Consider the following 14876-nt stretch of genomic DNA (forward strand, 5'->3'; position numbering starts at 1 on the left):
GGGCCCGATTCGGTCGGGACGTCACCCGCTCGAAGCCCGATCCGGAGGACTGATGGTGGCCAACCCCGTCGACGACGAGGAACGCCATTTGCCGGCGTCCCGCAAGGCCCGGCTGGCGGCGTATGTCACGGAGGCCGGCCAGGTCACCGTGGCCGCACTCGCGACCTCGTTCGGAGTGTCAGCGGACACGATCCGCCGGGATCTCGATCAACTGGACAACGAGGGCGTGCTGATCCGCACGCACGGCGGGGCGATCGCCCTGCAGGCCGCCCTGCGGCCGGACACCGCGGTCGACGTCCGCTCCCGTATGCAAAGCGACGCCAAGGACCGCATCGGGGCGGCCGCGGCGGAGTTGATCCCGGACGGGGCCGTCGTGATCATCAACGCCGGCAGCACGGCACTGGCCTTGGTACGACACCTGCAGCGGCACCGCGATCTGACGATTGCCACCAACAACCTACGAGCCGCCCTGGAGATCAACCCGGACGTGTGCCGGGACCTGCACCTGTTCGGCGGCCGGGTCCGGATCAGCGGCGAGACCACCACCGGTCCGGTCAGCCTGCCCAGCGTCTTCGGACCCGAGCACCACGAGATCCGGGCCGATTTCGCCTTCATCTCCGTCGGCGGGGTCAGTGCGGACGACGGGTTCTCGACCAGCCACATCGAGGAGGCCGGGATGATGGCCGAGATGATGGCGCGCTCGGACAAGGTCGCCGTGCTGGCCGACCACAGCAAGTTCGGTCGGCGCCTGTTCGCCCGGGTGGTCGAGTTGCAGGCCGCCGATTACCTCGTCACCGACGCCGCCCCACCCGCCGAACTGGCCGAGGCGCTGGCGGAAGCCGAGGTGGAGGTCGCGCTGCCCGGCGCCTGACCGGACACCACGCCTCACCGGGTCGGTAAAGAATGCCGCTCGCGGTCAATGATGGCGGCATTCTTTACCGACCGAGCCCGGCGGGAGTCAGGCGGCGGGCTCCCAGCCGAGACGGGTCGGCGGAAGGTCGGACTCCCCGTCGGGGTCGGGCCGCACGGCCAGGATCTGGTCGACGCCCATGCGGTTCTCGGCGAACGCCAGCGCTCCCCCGGCCAGGTACAGCCGCCAGACCCGCGCCCCGACCTCGCCGATCAGCGCCACCGCCTCGTCCCAGTGGGTCTCCAGTACCTCCAGCCAGGCCTGCGCGGTCCAGGTGTAGTGCTCCCGCAGGGCGTGCACATCGCGGACCTCCAGGCCCGCCCCGGCCAGCAGGCCGGCCGTGGTCGCCAACGGCTTCATGTGCATGTCCGGCGCGATGTAGGTCTCGATGAACGCCCCGCCCCCGGCGGTGGTGTTCGGGCCGAAGGTGCCCCGGGACATCTGCTGGACGAGCACCCGGCCACCCGGTCTCACCATCGTGGCCAGGATGCGCGCGAACTCCGGGTACTCGGCCTCGCCGACGTGCTCGCCCATCTCGATGGTGCTGACCGCGTCGTAGGCGCCCTGGTCGTCCACGGACAGAGCCAGGTCGCGATAGTCCGACAGCCGGACGGTGACCCGGTCCTGCAGGCCCGCCGCGGCGACGCGCCGGGTGACGTACTCGTGCTGCTGCTTGGACAACGTCACCCCGGTCGACACCGTGCCGTAGTGCTCGGCGGCGTGACAGATGAGAGAGCCCCAGCCGCAACCGATGTCGAGATGCTTCGCGCCCTCGTGCAGGCCGAGCTTGCGACAGATGAGGTCCAGTTTGGCCTTCTGCGCCGACGGCAGGGCGGCGGCCGCCGCGGCCGGGTCGGCCGGCGCCTGTGCGTAGTAGGCGCACGAGTAGGCCATGGACGAATCGAGCAGGAACTCGTAGAACTCGTTGCTCAGGTCGTAGTGGTACGCGATCGCGGCGCGGTCCCGGGCCCGGGTGTGGCGGCGACCGGACAGCCGGGCACGCCCGGTGCGCTGACCCTGACCCGGCGGCGCCGGACGGGGACCGACCGCACCGAGACGGGCCGCCGCGCCGAGCAGACGCGGGTAGTCCCGCACCCGCACTCCGTGCCCGCCGGTGCCGCCCTGATGGGCCCGCCAGACCGCGGACAGCCCGCCGGCCAGGTCGCCCTCGACCTGCAGGTCGCCCGCCAGGTAGGCCTCGGCCGCTCCCAGCTCGCCCGGCGACCAGAGCATGCGCCGCAGGGCGCGCCGGTTCGACACCACCACCGTGGGCGGCGCCGCGTCGGCCGGCGGCACCGGCGTCGCGCCGGCTGCCACCCCGGCCCGCCACCCGGCCGGCACGGCGGACCCGTCCCAGGCCCGCAACCCGACGGGTAGAGGCGCACCGGTGACCGATGACACCAGGGTGGCGAGCTGTTCGGCGGTCGTGGCCATGCGGGTCCTGTTCTGCGTCCGGGTCTCCGGGGGGATCGGCTCGGCCGCCCCTCGGACGGACGCACCGTCGGCCGCCCGAGCAAGTGGTCGCCCCACGGTGCCACACCGCCCGGCACCGAACGGCGAGCCGGGCCCCGGCGCGACGAACCGGCGCGCCGCGGCTCGCCCGCGCAAGCTCATCCGACCAGCGCTCGCCCGATCAGGCCTTCCGACCCGAGGTGTAGCCGCCGGCGCCGCCGGTGCGGTCCGGGCTCAGCCCGCCGGTGATGTCCTCGTCGTCGGTGTCGTCGACATGGGTCGTGTAACCCTCGACCCCGGACGACGCATCGTTGTCGACCTGTTCCGCGGGCGTGGTGCCGTCGTTGATTGCCATCGTGTTCCCCCTGAAGAGACAGGTCCGCCCGGCCGGCGGATCGCAGGTGCGCAGTCTGGCGCCTTTTCGCGACGTCCCCGACCATCAGCGACATGCCGGAATGCCGTACCGAGCGATCGGCCGGTGACGACATTCACCCAGGCCGGTGGTCACCGACGCGTCACAGCCCCGTATTCCCACGATTCGGATGCGCAGTGCAGGCGCGAACGGCGTCGTCCGAGTCGTCGGGATCTGCAGGTCCACCGCGAAGACCTTCACCGCATCGGGGACCAACAGGTGGCGCAGCACACACGGCCGTTCGCGTGATGGCCCGAACTGCTGAATCCATTGAGCGTCTCGAAACGGTGACAGCGTCAGCCTTTCTCGACCAGCCGACCGCCCCCAGGTTCGCCCGCTGTGACTGAGCGCGGCACCATCGGGCGATATACCGCCCCATTCAGCTCGACCAGTATTCCGTCATGGCCATTGCGCGAACTGACCGTTTAGTCTGACGATGCTCGTTTCGCAGGACCGCGAATTCGCGGCCCGACAGTCGTCGTGGACCCCGTCATTCGAGCGCGTGCGGATTTCCCGCATACCTCCCCAACCCCGTCGAATTCGTCGACGGGAAACGCCGCCCAGCTCGAGGAGATTCTGCATGTCCGCTCCGTCCGCCACCCGCCCGCAATCCACCGACGGCACCTCCGCCGGAAGGACCCGCCGTTTCGGTCGCCGAGCGATGGTGATCGGCGGTGCCGCCGTCCTGCTCATCGGTGGCGGAGCCGCCTACGCGTACTGGTCGTCCACCGGGGTGGGCGAGGGCGAGGTCGACACCGGGACCGCCCCGGCGTTCGTCGTCTCGAGCACCCCCGGCACGGGCGGGCCGCTGAGCCCGGGCGGCCCCACCGAGACCGTCGCGTTCTCGGTGGCCAACCCGTCGTCCGGTGTGCTGAACCTGGCCAGTGTCACCGCCGCGGTGGCCAACGCCGACGGCACTGCGTGGAACGTCGGGAACTGCACCGCCGCCGACTTCACCGTCGGGACGCCCGCGATCACCTACGGCGAGATCGCCGCCGGCGCCGATGCCGACGGCACCGTGACCGTGCAGATGATCAACCGCGCGCAGAATCAGGACGATTGCCAGGGGCTGACCGTGCCGATCTACTTCGTCGCCAGCTGACCTGAGCTCGGAACCGGCCGACCGGCGGCGCGACGATGAGAGGCACCGGCAGGGGACTCCTGCTGCTCGTCGTCGCGACGCTGGTCACCGCCCTGCCCTCGGTGGCCCACGCCTACTTCACCTCGGGCGGCGACGGTGTCTCGAGCGTCACCGCGGGCCATCTCGCCACACCGACATCACCTGCGGTTCCCTCGGTCTCGTACACCGCAGCCATTCCGATCTCCTGGGCCACCGGGCCCGGACTGGCCCCCACCGGCTACTACGTGCAGCGCCTGGGCAGCCGACCCGGTCCGGCCTGCAACTCCAGCGCCACCGCCCTCCTGACGTCCACGTCCTGTGTCGACACGGTGCCGGGCGACGGCGACTACAGCTACCGGGTGATCGCCGTCCGTGACAGCTGGACGACCGCGACCACCAGTGGGACCACGGCGGTCCGGCTGCCGGTGACCGCGACGTTCTGTCAACAGCCCACCACGGCGGCGGCCGGAACCGTCCTCACCCCGGCCGTCCGGTTGTGCCTGCGCACGGCGGGCGGCGACCCCGCCCCCGCTGCCGGTATCCAGCTGACCGTGCGCCTCGGCGGTACGTCCAGCGGGCACCTCCAGGGCACCCTGACCGCGGACACCGACAGCAGCGGCACCGCCACGTTCGCGACGCTGCGCATCGACCAGTCTGGGACCGATTACCGACTGATCGCCTCGGGCTCCGGGCTGAGCGACGCCACGAGCGACCGTTTCGCCATCGTCCCGGCCAACGCCAACGTGCTGGTCTTCGCCACCCCGGCCCGTACCGCGACCGCTGCGACCACGTCCGACGGGCAGAGCCTGGTCATCCGCCGCAACGACCCGTTCGGAAACCCGGTGACCTCCGGTACGTCGACCGTCCGCCTCGTCACCTCCAGCACCGGCACCACCCGGTTCTCCACCACCGTCGGCGGGTCGGCGGTCACCAGCATCACCATCCCCTCGGGGGCGTCGTCGGCGACCGTCTACTACGCCGACACCCGTTCCGGCAGGCCGGTTCTCACTGCCTCCGCCACCGGCCTGGTCTCCGCCTCACAGGAGGAGACCATCACCCCGGCCGCCGCCACGACGCTCACGTACACGACCGCCGCGCCGTCGTTCACGGTCGACGCCGCCGCCCGGTACGGCCCCCTGACCATCGCCCGCCGCGACACCTACGGCAACGCCGCTCCCGTCGCGACCGCCACCGCCGTCTCCCTCACGGCGACCGGTTCCTCGACCACAGTCTTCGCCGCCACCCAGTCCGGCTCACCCACGACCACCGTCACCATGGCCGCCGGATCGAGCTCCGTCGACTTCTGGGTCGGCGACATCCGTCCCGGAAAACCAGTTCTCACCGCGGCCAGCACCGGATTGACCTCGGCCACCCAGACCGCGACCGTCACCGTCGGCGCCGCCGTCGCCCTGGCCTTCACCACCGCAGCCCGGTCCGGGAGTGCCTCCAGTTCGGCGACGCTGGGGCCGTTGACCCTGCGACAGCAGGATGTCTACGGCAACGCGGTCGCCGCCCCCAGCTCGGGGCTGGTCATCACCCTGCGCTCGTCCAGCGCCGGGGCCCGGTTCGCCACCCGCAGCGGCGGCGGCGCCGTCACCAGCGTGACCATGAGCTCCGGCGCGACGTCGGTCAGCGCCTACTACGGGGACACGGTCGCCGGCAGCCCCACCGTCACCGCGAGCGCCACCGGACTCGCCGCGGCCAACCAGAGCGTCACCATCGCGCCCGGCACCTCCCGCAAACTGGTGTTCCGCAACGCCGCCATCACGGCCGCGCCCAGTGCCGCGCGCGACCTCGGGCCGCTGACGGTGCAGCGCCAGGACTCCTTCGGCAATCCGACCACCTCCGGCAGCACCGCCGTCACGCTGACCACGGCCAACACCACCACCGGCAGTTTCGCCGCCAGCTCCGGCGGCGCGGCCACCACTCTCGTCACCATCCCGGACGGGGCATCGACCACGACCGCCTGGTACGGGGACACGAAGACAGGCACGATCAAGCTCTCCGCAGCGGCCACCAACCTGAGCGCGGCCAGCCAGAACATCGTGCTCGCCCCGGTGGCCAGCCAACTCGTCGTCACCAGCACCGCGCGCAGCGGAGCGGCATCCTCGACCGCCACCCTCGGCGCCATCACCATCGTCCGGCGGGACCAGTTCGGCAACGCCGCCCCCGCCCCGACCGGCGGCACCGTGATCTCGCTCAGCTCCTCGACGACCGGGACACCGGTGTTCGCCACCTCTTCGGGAGGGACACCGGTCACCCAGGTGACGATGGCCGCCGGCTCCTCGACCGTGTCGGTCTACTACGGCGACACCCGGGTCGGTACGCCCGTCATCACCGCCGCCGCGAGTGACGTGGCGGCGGCGACGCAGACCCAGACGATCACCCCGGGCACCACCCGGGCACTGCGGATCGAGTCGGCGCCGCTGTCCGGGGCGAGGTCGACCAGCGCCCAGCTCGGTCCGCTGGTGGTGGCGCGGATCGACGCGTTCGGCAACCTGGTCACCAACAGCACCGCGTCGTTGACGGTCGGCCTGACGTCCACCTCGACCGGCCGCCGCTTCGCCACCACCGCCGGCGGGACGAGCGTCACCACGGTCTCGATCCCCGCCGGTCAGGCCACCGCCGGCGTCTACTACGGCGACTCGGTGGCGGGCTCCCCGACCATCACGGTGTCGGCCACCGGGCTGACCTCGGCGACGCAGACCGCCACCATCAGCTGAGGCCACTCAGCTCTTCACCAGTGGTTCGCCCCGCACCTCGAGTTGGTGCTTCGTGGGTTTCGGCCGGATCGGCCACCAGGTCTTCCACCCCAGGTCGACGGCCAGCGCCGGGACCAGCAGGGTGCGGACGATGAAGGTGTCCAGCAGCACGCCGAACGCCACGATGAACGCGATCTGCGCCAGGAACAGGATGGGGATGACGGCCAGGGCCGCGAACGTGGCGGCCAGCACGAGACCAGCGCTGGTGATCACCCCACCGGTCACCCGCAGCCCGCGCAGCACCCCCTCCTTCGGACCGAAGAACGCGACCTCCTCCCGGGCCCGAGTCATCAGGAAGATCGAGTAGTCGACCCCCAGCGCGACCAGGAAGACGAATGAGAACAGCGGCACCGCCGGATCCGCGCCCGGGAAGTCGAAGACATGGTTGAACACCAGCGCCGACACCCCCAGCGCCGCACCGAAGGACAGCACGGTGGCCACCGTCAGCAGCAGCGCGGCGACCAGCGAGCGCAGCAGCAGGACGAGCACCAGCAGCACGGCCAGCAGGATGGCCGGGATGATGACCGTCAGGTCGCGCTCGGCGGTGTCGACGGTGTCGACCTGGATCGCGGTCGCCCCGCCGACCAGCACCTGGTCGCCGACCCCGGGCAACGCGTGCACCGCGTCCCGGACCGCACGGACCGTGTCCTTGGCCGCCGGCGAATCGGGGGTGCTCGCCAGGGTGGCCTGGATCTGCACCCGCCCGTCGACGACCGCCGCGGGCTGAGGGTTGCCGGCCGAGGCCGGCGCCCCGGACGCGGTGACCGCAGCCGGCTGACCGGAGATGCCGGGGACCGCCGCCACGGCCGAGACGACCTGGTCGGTGGCCGATTCCGGCGCGATGATGACGACCGGGTTGCCGGAGCCGCCCGGGAAGTGCTGGGCCAGGGCGTCCTGGCCGGCGACCGATTCGACGTCGGTGAGAAACACGTCGGTCTGCTGGGTGCCGGACGCCTGCAGGGTCGTGACGAACGCGAAGGCCACGGCGAGCCCGGCCACCGTGATCAGCCAGATGCGCCGGGGGTGGCGGGCGACCAGTACCGCGACGCGCGCCCAGACCCCGCCCCGGGACGGGGCCGCGGCGTCGCGACCGGCGGCAGCAGCACGACCACCCCGGGAGGAAGCCGCTGCGTCCCGTCCGGCCGTTCCGGTGACCTCGTCGGCCTCGTGCCGCCCGGGGTGATCGGCGTCGTCGGCCGGCTCGGCGACGGTCGGCCCGTGGGCGGACAGCGCCTGGTGCCGGCCGAGGTGCCGCAGGCCGCGATCGGCCAGCACCCGCGGGATCCGCGGCCAGAACAGCCAGCGGCCGGCCATCAACAGCGCGGGCAGCAGGGTGAGGGCGGCGACGAAGGAGGCACCGATACCGAGCGCCCCGATCGGGCCGAGCGACCGGTTGGAGTTCAGGTCGGACAACAGCAGGCAGAGCAGGCCGATGATGACGGTGCCGGCCGAAGCGGCGATGGGTTCGACGCAGGCCCGCCAGGCCCGTCCCATCGCGGTGAAGCGCGACTGCACCCGGGTGAGCTCCTCCCGGTACCGGGAGACCAGGAGCAACGCATAGTCGGTCGCCGCGCCGACGACGAGGATGAACAGGATGCCCTGGCTCTGACCGTTGAGGGTGAGGACGCCGTTGTCGGCCAGCAGATAGACCAGCCCGCCGGCGGCGGCCAGGGCGCTGAGCGAGGTGAACAGCACCAGGAACGGCAGCACCACCGCCCGGTAGACCACGAACAGGATGAGCAGCACCGCACCGAGCGCGACCAGCAGCAGCAGGCCGTCGATCCCGGCGAAGGCGGTGCCGAGATCGGCGATCAGACCGGCGGGACCGGCGACCGACACCTGCCCGCCGGCGACGGCGTCGGCGGCCGCGGTGCGGAGGGTGTCGACGACCGGGGCGACCACGTTCTTGCCGCTGGTCGGATTGATCGCGGTCACCTTGTCGCTGGACAGCGAGACGACGGCCAGGGCGGCCTGCCCGTCCTGGGCGGGGATCAGCGGAACCGCCGAGGGTGCCCCGCCGGACGCCTCGGGGGCCACCAGATAATCCGCGATGGTGCCCAGGCTGGTCCCGGTGGCTTCGTCCGTGACCGTCAGCCCGGCGACCTGCTGGGCGAAGCCGCCCCAGGACGCCAGCTGCTCCGGGGTGGCCTGCGCACCGCCCTCGCTGGTGAACACGACGAACGCGGGCAGCGCCCCGGTGGTGTCGAACGCCGCGGCGGCCTTGTCGGCCTGGACGGCTTCCGCTCCGACCGGCAGGAACGTCTCCTGGTCGTTGGACTGGACGGTCGACAGTTTGCCCACGGCGGGGCCGCCCAGCCCGGCGATGGCCAGCCAGACCCCGACGAGGGCGAGCAGGCCCACCGCGCGCAGGACGGCGGACCGTCGGCTGGTGGGGCCGGGCCGGGATGGGGCGCCCGCGGAAGCGGGCGGCCCCTCGGTCAGGTGAGCCGGCGTGGGGGGCTGCGGCACGGGGAACTCCTCGTGGAGTCGGCGGGTATCGGCTCGGGCGTTGCTGATGGAGCTCGTCCGGCACGGTTGCCGGGCGATCGCGGTACGGACCGGGCCGCCGCTGGCGCTTCGGCTCAGATCCACTCCGCACATTACTCAGCATGCTGACTATTTCGCCAGCCTTCGAGTCGTGATGAAGTGGAACCGTGACCTCCGCTGCCGACGAGCACCCCCGGGACTGGATGACGGGCCGTCTGCTCGCCACCGCCGCCCGGGTCGTCGAGCACCGGTGGAACGAGCGCCTGCGCGATTGCGGAGTCAGTCACGCCGGCCTGGTCCTGCTGCACTCGCTGTCCCAGGGCCCCTCCGGTCAACGCGAACTGGCCGGTCGCCTCCGGGTCACCGAGCAGACCCTGGCCCGCACCGTCGCCACCCTCGAGTCCTCCGGCCATGTCGCGCGGCACCAGGACCAGCCGGACCGGCGCCGCCGCACCGTCGAGATCACCCCGACCGGACTGGATCTGCTGGCGCGCATGTCCGACATCGGTGACGACCTGACCGACGAGATCGTCCGCTCAGCCGGCGGCGACGTCGCGGCGTTCCGGCAGGGACTGCTGGCCCTCGTCGACCACCTGGGCTCGGGTGACCGGTTCGGTCAGAGCGGGACCGATGCCCCCGGCGGTGCTGCGACGTCGTAGACCGGCGCGTCCGGCGACACCCACGACGGCGTCTCGGTCGCGAGTTCCGCCGCCTCGATCGGCTCCGGGCGGCCGGTGAGGAATCCCTGGACCAGGTCGCAGCCGATCTCACGCAGTGCCGTCAACTGCGCCGGGGTCTCCACCCCCTCGGCCACCGACACCTTCCCCAGCGCGTGTGTGAGCGCCTGGATGGCGGCCACCATCGCCCGGCCCTGCTCGTCCTCGATGCGCTGGATGAAGGAACGGTCGATCTTCAGGATGTCGAACGGCACCTGCGCCACGCGGCTGAGCGAGCTGTACTTGGTGCCGAAATCATCGAGGGCGATGGAGAAGCCCGCGGCCCGCAGTTCCTGCAGGACCCGCAGGGCCCCCGCGAAGTCCGCCATGATCGCATCCTCGGTGATCTCGAGGACGATGCGTTCCCGTGGACAGGAGTCACCGACGATGCGGAGCACCGTGGCGACGAAATCGGGGGCGGCGAGCTGCCCCGGCGAGACATTGACGGCGACCGGGCAGCCCAGCCGGACCTGGTCACGGGCCGCGATCCGCAGGACCTCCTCGCCGATCGCCGGCATCAGGCCCCGTCGCTCGGCCAGGGGGATCCATTCGTCCGGCGGATGCAGTCGACCATGATGGCGCCAGCGGGCCAGGGCCTCGGCCTTGACCCGTCGACCGGTGTGGGGGTCGACCACCGGCTGATAGTGGACCTCGATCTCGCCGGAGGTCACGGCCCCGGTCAGCAGACGTCCGAGGCGGGCCCGGCGGCTACGGATCTCCTGCAGGTCGGCGGCGTAGACGGCCACTTGTCGTTGTTGTTCCTGCGCCTCGGCCGCGGCGGTACGGGCCCGTTGCAACAGCTCGTCGGCATCGACGCCGTCCGCGCTGAGGGCGATACCGGTGTGGAGGGGCGTACCCGAGGGCAGGCCGGTGCCGCGCCGGAACGCCCCGTAACTCTCCTCCGTCTGCGCGACCAGGCGGGCGACCCATTCGTCCGACCGGCAGGTGACGAACACGCCGAAGACCGATTCGCCCAGGCGGGCCACGTCCGTCTCCTCCCCCATCCGCCGCAGGGTGAGGGCGATCTGGTAGCTCGCCGCGTCGGCGGCCAGATCGCCCTCGTCGGCCCGCACCTGGCGCAGATCCACGGTCAGGACCCGAACGGCCACCACCTGCCCGGGGGCGAGCGCCTCCAACCGGGCCTCGAGCAGTTCCGCCGCTCCGCGCGCGTTGGGCAGGCCGGTGCGGTGATCGGTCCGGGCCTGCCGGTACGACATCTCACGCGCGTCGTCCCGATCGGTCAGCGCGGTACGCAACGACCCCCGTAGTTCCGCGACGTGGCGGCTGGACCAGGCGCCGACCAGCAGAGCCAGCGGCGCCAGCCAGAGGGAGGCGACGATTTCCACCTGCGCCCCGTCGAGCACGCCCACCACGACCAACACCGGTGACGCCGAGAGCGCGGCGGCCAGACCCAACTCGATCCGGGACCGCCGCGGCAACCGGACCATGGCGATCACGATGTAGACGAAGACGATCAGCACGGTGACCGCGAAGACCGCGCGGCTCACCGGGGAGTAGTTCGGCGAACTCGTGCCGGCGGCGAGGGTCCACCGGCCGATCGGCAGGAAACCGAGGACGACGAACAGCATCCTGGTGCCCAGGATCGCCACCACGGCCACCTGCACGGCCGGTAGGGGGACGAGGCTGTGCAGGCACAGGACGAACGCGACCAGCAGGACACCGACCGCGACGGAACGCGCGGCGACGAGCAGGCTCCATGGCGCATCGGCCCCCAGGACGAGACCGAGCGCGGTGAGGAGGATGCTGACGACCGCTGCCCCGGTGGCGACTGCGGACCAGAGCAGCAGGGGTTGACGAGAACGGCCGTACCAGGCGATGTTGAGGGCGGCCAGGCAGGCGAGAACGCCCGCCCACCACGACTGCATCAACAGCCAGCCGCTCACCGCGATGACCCGGTCCACCTCTGTCACACCCCCGGCGCGCACTGTAACCAGCGCGTCCGCGCAGACACACCCCCCCGAAATACTGACAGGCCACCCATCCGGCCCACAGGGAGAGACAGGCCCTGACGGAAAAGCGACATATCTGCCGCAGCTACTGCTCATCGGGCACATCGTCGAAGCCGTACGCAGCCCAGGTTTCGCTTTCTGTCACCGCCGATCCATCCCTCACCGAGGGGAGAAGCCCCGTTCCGTCGAAGGCAGGGACGGGGCCACTCTCGCGACATCAGACGCGCAGGACCTCATCGGTCTCCGCCGCACGAACGACCAGGCCCGTGGCGTCGATGCCGGCACCCTCCGGCACGTCGACGACGACCCTCTGGCCGTCGCGGATCTGCCCGGCCAGCAGTTCCTTGGCCAGCTGGTCACCGATGGCCGACTGGATCAGGCGACGCAGCGGACGCGCCCCGTAGAGCGGGTCGAACCCGCCGACCGCCAGCCATTCGCGGGCCGCGTCGGTCACGTCCAACGTGAGCCGCCGGGAGGCCAGCCGCTTGGCCAGCGCGCCGACCTGGACGTCGACGATCGAGCCCAGCTCCTCGGTGGTCAACGCGGAGAAGAACACGATGTCGTCGAGCCGGTTGAGGAACTCGGGCTTGAAGGCCGTCCGCACCACCGACATGACCGCCTCCCGGCGCTGCTCCTCCGGCAGACCGGCCTGCACCAGCGCCTGGCTGCCCAGGTTCGAGGTCAGGATCAGCAGGGTGTTGCGGAAGTCGACCGTGCGCCCCTGGCCGTCGGTCAGCCGGCCGTCGTCCAGCACCTGCAGCAGGATGTCGAAGACGTCCGGGTGGGCCTTCTCGACCTCGTCGAGCAGGATCACCGAGTAGGGCCGGCGGCGGACCGCCTCGGTGAGCTGACCACCCTCGTCGTAGCCCACGTAACCGGGCGGGGCACCGACCAGCCGGGCCACTGAGTGCTTCTCGGAGTACTCGCTCATGTCGATGCGGACCATGGCCCGCGGGTCGTCGAAGAGGAAATCGGCCAGTGCCTTGGCCAGCTCGGTCTTGCCGACACCGGTCGGCCCGACGAACAGGAACGAGCCGGTCGGCCGATCGGGGTCGGAGATGCCGGCCCGCGCGCGGCGCACCGCGTCGCTGACCGCCTGCACCGCCTCGCGTTGGCCGATCACCCGGCGTCCGAGTTCGGACTCCATGCGCAGCAGCTTCTCGGTCTCGCCCTCCAGCAGCCGGCCGGCCGGAATCCCGGTCCAGGCGGCGATGACGGTGGCGATGTCGTCCGGTCCGACTTCCTCGCTGACCATGGGTGCTTCGGCGACCTCGTCGGCCTTCTCGGCCGAGATGGCTTGCGACAGCTCACGTTCCAGGGCCGGGATCTTGGCGTAGAGCAGCTCGGAGGCCTTGGCCAGGTCGCCCTCGCGCTGGTACCGCTCGGCCTGCATGCGCAGTTCGTCGAGCTCCTTCTTCAGCTCGCCGACCCGGTTCAGGCCCGACTTCTCCCGCTCCCACCGCTCGTTCATCGCAGTGAGCTGTTCGTTGCGGTCGGCCAGGTCGCGGCGAAGCCGGGTCAGGCGCTCCTGGGAGGCAGCGTCCGACTCCTTCTCCAGGGCCAGCTCTTCCATCTTCAACCGGTCGACACTGCGCTGGAGCTCATCGATCTCCACGGGTCGGGAGTCGATCTCCATCCGCAACCGGGACGCGGCCTCGTCGATGAGGTCGATGGCCTTGTCGGGCAGGAACCGGCTGGTGATGTAGCGGTCCGACAGGGTCGCCGCGGCGACCAGCGCGGAATCGGCGATCCGGACCCCGTGGTGCGCCTCGTAGCGCTCCTTGATGCCGCGCAGAATGCCGACGGTGTCCTCCACGCTCGGCTCCCCGACCAGCACCTGCTGGAAACGGCGCTCCAGGGCCGGATCCTTCTCGATGTGCTCGCGGTACTCGTCCAACGTGGTCGCGCCGACCATCCGCAGCTCGCCCCGGGCCAGCATCGGCTTGAGCATGTTGCCCGCATCCATCGCGCCCTCGCCGGTCGCCCCGGCGCCGACGACCGTGTGCAGCTCGTCGATGAAGGTGACCACCTCGCCGTTGCTGCCCTTGATCTCCTCGAGGACCGACTTCAGCCGTTCCTCGAACTCGCCGCGGTACTTGGCGCCGGCGATCATCGCGCCCATGTCGAGCGAGATGAGCCGCTTGTCGCGCAGCGATGACGGGACGTCCCCGGCGACGATGCGCTGGGCCAGGCCCTCGACGACGGCGGTCTTGCCGACGCCGGGCTCGCCGATCAGCACGGGGTTGTTCTTGGTCCGCCGGGACAGCACCTGCACCACGCGGCGGATCTCGGAGTCACGGCCGATGACCGGGTCGATCTTGCCCTCGCGAGCCCGCTCGGTGAGGTCGACGCCGTACTTCTCCAGCGCCTGGTAGGAACCCTCCGGGTCCTGACTGGTGACCTTGCGGTCGCCGCCACGGACCACCGGGAACGCCTCGACCAGGGCGTCGGTGGTGGCGCCCAGCTCGGTGAGCAGCGTGGCGACGGGGTCGCCGTCGGCGGGCCGCGCGAGAGCGGCCAGCAGGTGCTCGGTGGACAGGAACTCGTCGCCGGCGGCCCGCATGATCTGCTCGGCCCCGGTGATGACGTTGGCCACCGCGCGGGAGAGCTGGGGCTGGCCGACGGTGCTGCCGGTGATCTTGGGCAGCCGGGACAGCAGGGCGTCGGTGCGGGACTTGACGACCGCGGGATCGGCGCCGACGGCGCGCAGCAAACCGGGCGCGGTCGACCCGGGGGTCGCCAGCAGGGCACCCAGCAGGTGCGCCGGTTCCACCGTGGAATTGCCGGCGGCGGTCGCGGCGGTGACGGCCGCGGTGACCACCTCGCGGCTCTTCGTGGTGAGGATCTCCAGGTTCATGGACGGTCGTATGCCTTTCGCGTGGACGAGTCGGTGCGGTAGCCCCGAATTGCGAGGTACCACTTCTTTCAACGCAGCTAAGTTGAGTCTATTCCACTCAACTCTTCCCGTCATCCGATCGTGCGGACGCCGCCTCTCCCCTCCCGCAGTCTCCTCCCAGGCCGCGCACCGACTCCAGCGCGGCCCACCG

The 14876-nt window shown here is 71.4% G+C and carries 9 protein-coding genes; 4 read left to right on the forward strand and 5 right to left on the reverse strand.

The genetic code is table 11. From position 1 onward, the window contains the following. Positions 1-52: 52 nt before the first annotated feature. Positions 53-871, forward strand: a complete 819-nt coding sequence (locus FDO65_RS17400) for a DeoR/GlpR family DNA-binding transcription regulator (protein WP_137451009.1) — start codon at positions 53-55, stop codon at positions 869-871. A gap of 87 nt (positions 872-958) precedes the next feature. On the opposite strand, the gene FDO65_RS17405 is transcribed toward FDO65_RS17400, so the two are convergent. Beyond that, positions 959-2344 (reverse strand): SAM-dependent methyltransferase, encoded by a 1386-nt coding sequence (locus tag FDO65_RS17405; protein ID WP_137451010.1) that lies wholly within the window; start codon positions 2342-2344, stop codon positions 959-961. A gap of 199 nt (positions 2345-2543) precedes the next feature. Next, positions 2544-2717, reverse strand: coding sequence for a hypothetical protein (locus tag FDO65_RS22295; RefSeq protein ID WP_166442267.1), 174 nt, complete (start codon positions 2715-2717; stop codon positions 2544-2546). Between the two features lie 637 nt (positions 2718-3354). On the opposite strand from FDO65_RS22295, the gene FDO65_RS17410 reads away from it, so the two are divergent. Both FDO65_RS17410 and FDO65_RS17415 read left to right on the forward strand, forming a co-directional pair. Next, on the forward strand, positions 3355-3876 hold the full coding sequence (locus FDO65_RS17410; RefSeq protein ID WP_205850134.1) for a SipW-dependent-type signal peptide-containing protein: 522 nt from the start codon (positions 3355-3357) through the stop codon (positions 3874-3876). 35 nt (positions 3877-3911) lie between these two features. Next, positions 3912-6617, forward strand: coding sequence for a beta strand repeat-containing protein (locus FDO65_RS17415; RefSeq protein ID WP_137451011.1), 2706 nt, complete (start codon positions 3912-3914; stop codon positions 6615-6617). 6 nt (positions 6618-6623) lie between these two features. Here FDO65_RS17415 and FDO65_RS22905 read toward each other — a convergent pair whose 3' ends face one another. Next, positions 6624-9125, reverse strand: a complete 2502-nt coding sequence (locus tag FDO65_RS22905; protein WP_240757689.1) for an MMPL family transporter — start codon at positions 9123-9125, stop codon at positions 6624-6626. A gap of 185 nt (positions 9126-9310) precedes the next feature. Here FDO65_RS22905 and FDO65_RS17425 point away from each other — a divergent pair, with 185 nt between their 5' ends. Further along, positions 9311-9802, forward strand: a complete 492-nt coding sequence (locus tag FDO65_RS17425; RefSeq protein ID WP_205850135.1) for a MarR family winged helix-turn-helix transcriptional regulator — start codon at positions 9311-9313, stop codon at positions 9800-9802. Here FDO65_RS17425 and FDO65_RS17430 read toward each other — a convergent pair. After that, positions 9760-11790, reverse strand: a complete 2031-nt coding sequence (locus FDO65_RS17430) for a putative bifunctional diguanylate cyclase/phosphodiesterase (RefSeq protein ID WP_137451013.1) — start codon at positions 11788-11790, stop codon at positions 9760-9762. The two genes, FDO65_RS17425 and FDO65_RS17430, sit on opposite strands and share 43 nt — an antisense overlap. A 256-nt stretch (positions 11791-12046) precedes the next feature. After that, positions 12047-14686, reverse strand: coding sequence for an ATP-dependent chaperone ClpB (gene clpB, locus FDO65_RS17435; RefSeq protein ID WP_137451014.1), 2640 nt, complete (start codon positions 14684-14686; stop codon positions 12047-12049). Positions 14687-14876: the final 190 nt, after the last annotated feature.

Origin of the sequence: Nakamurella flava (genome assembly GCF_005298075.1) — a bacterium.
GTDB classification, from domain to species: domain Bacteria; phylum Actinomycetota; class Actinomycetes; order Mycobacteriales; family Nakamurellaceae; genus Nakamurella; species Nakamurella flava.

What these genes read in the sequence shown, in the direction of transcription:
- FDO65_RS17405 (WP_137451010.1), bottom strand. Translation starts at nt 2,344, where the DNA reads ATGGCCACGACCGCCGAACAGCTCGCCACCCTGGTGTCATCGGTCACC.
- FDO65_RS17400 (WP_137451009.1), top strand. Translation starts at nt 53, where the DNA reads ATGGTGGCCAACCCCGTCGACGACGAGGAACGCCATTTGCCGGCGTCC.
- clpB (WP_137451014.1), bottom strand. Translation starts at nt 14,686, where the DNA reads ATGAACCTGGAGATCCTCACCACGAAGAGCCGCGAGGTGGTCACCGCG.
- FDO65_RS22295 (WP_166442267.1), bottom strand. Translation starts at nt 2,717, where the DNA reads ATGGCAATCAACGACGGCACCACGCCCGCGGAACAGGTCGACAACGAT.
- FDO65_RS17415 (WP_137451011.1), top strand. Translation starts at nt 3,912, where the DNA reads ATGAGAGGCACCGGCAGGGGACTCCTGCTGCTCGTCGTCGCGACGCTG.
- FDO65_RS17410 (WP_205850134.1), top strand. Translation starts at nt 3,355, where the DNA reads ATGTCCGCTCCGTCCGCCACCCGCCCGCAATCCACCGACGGCACCTCC.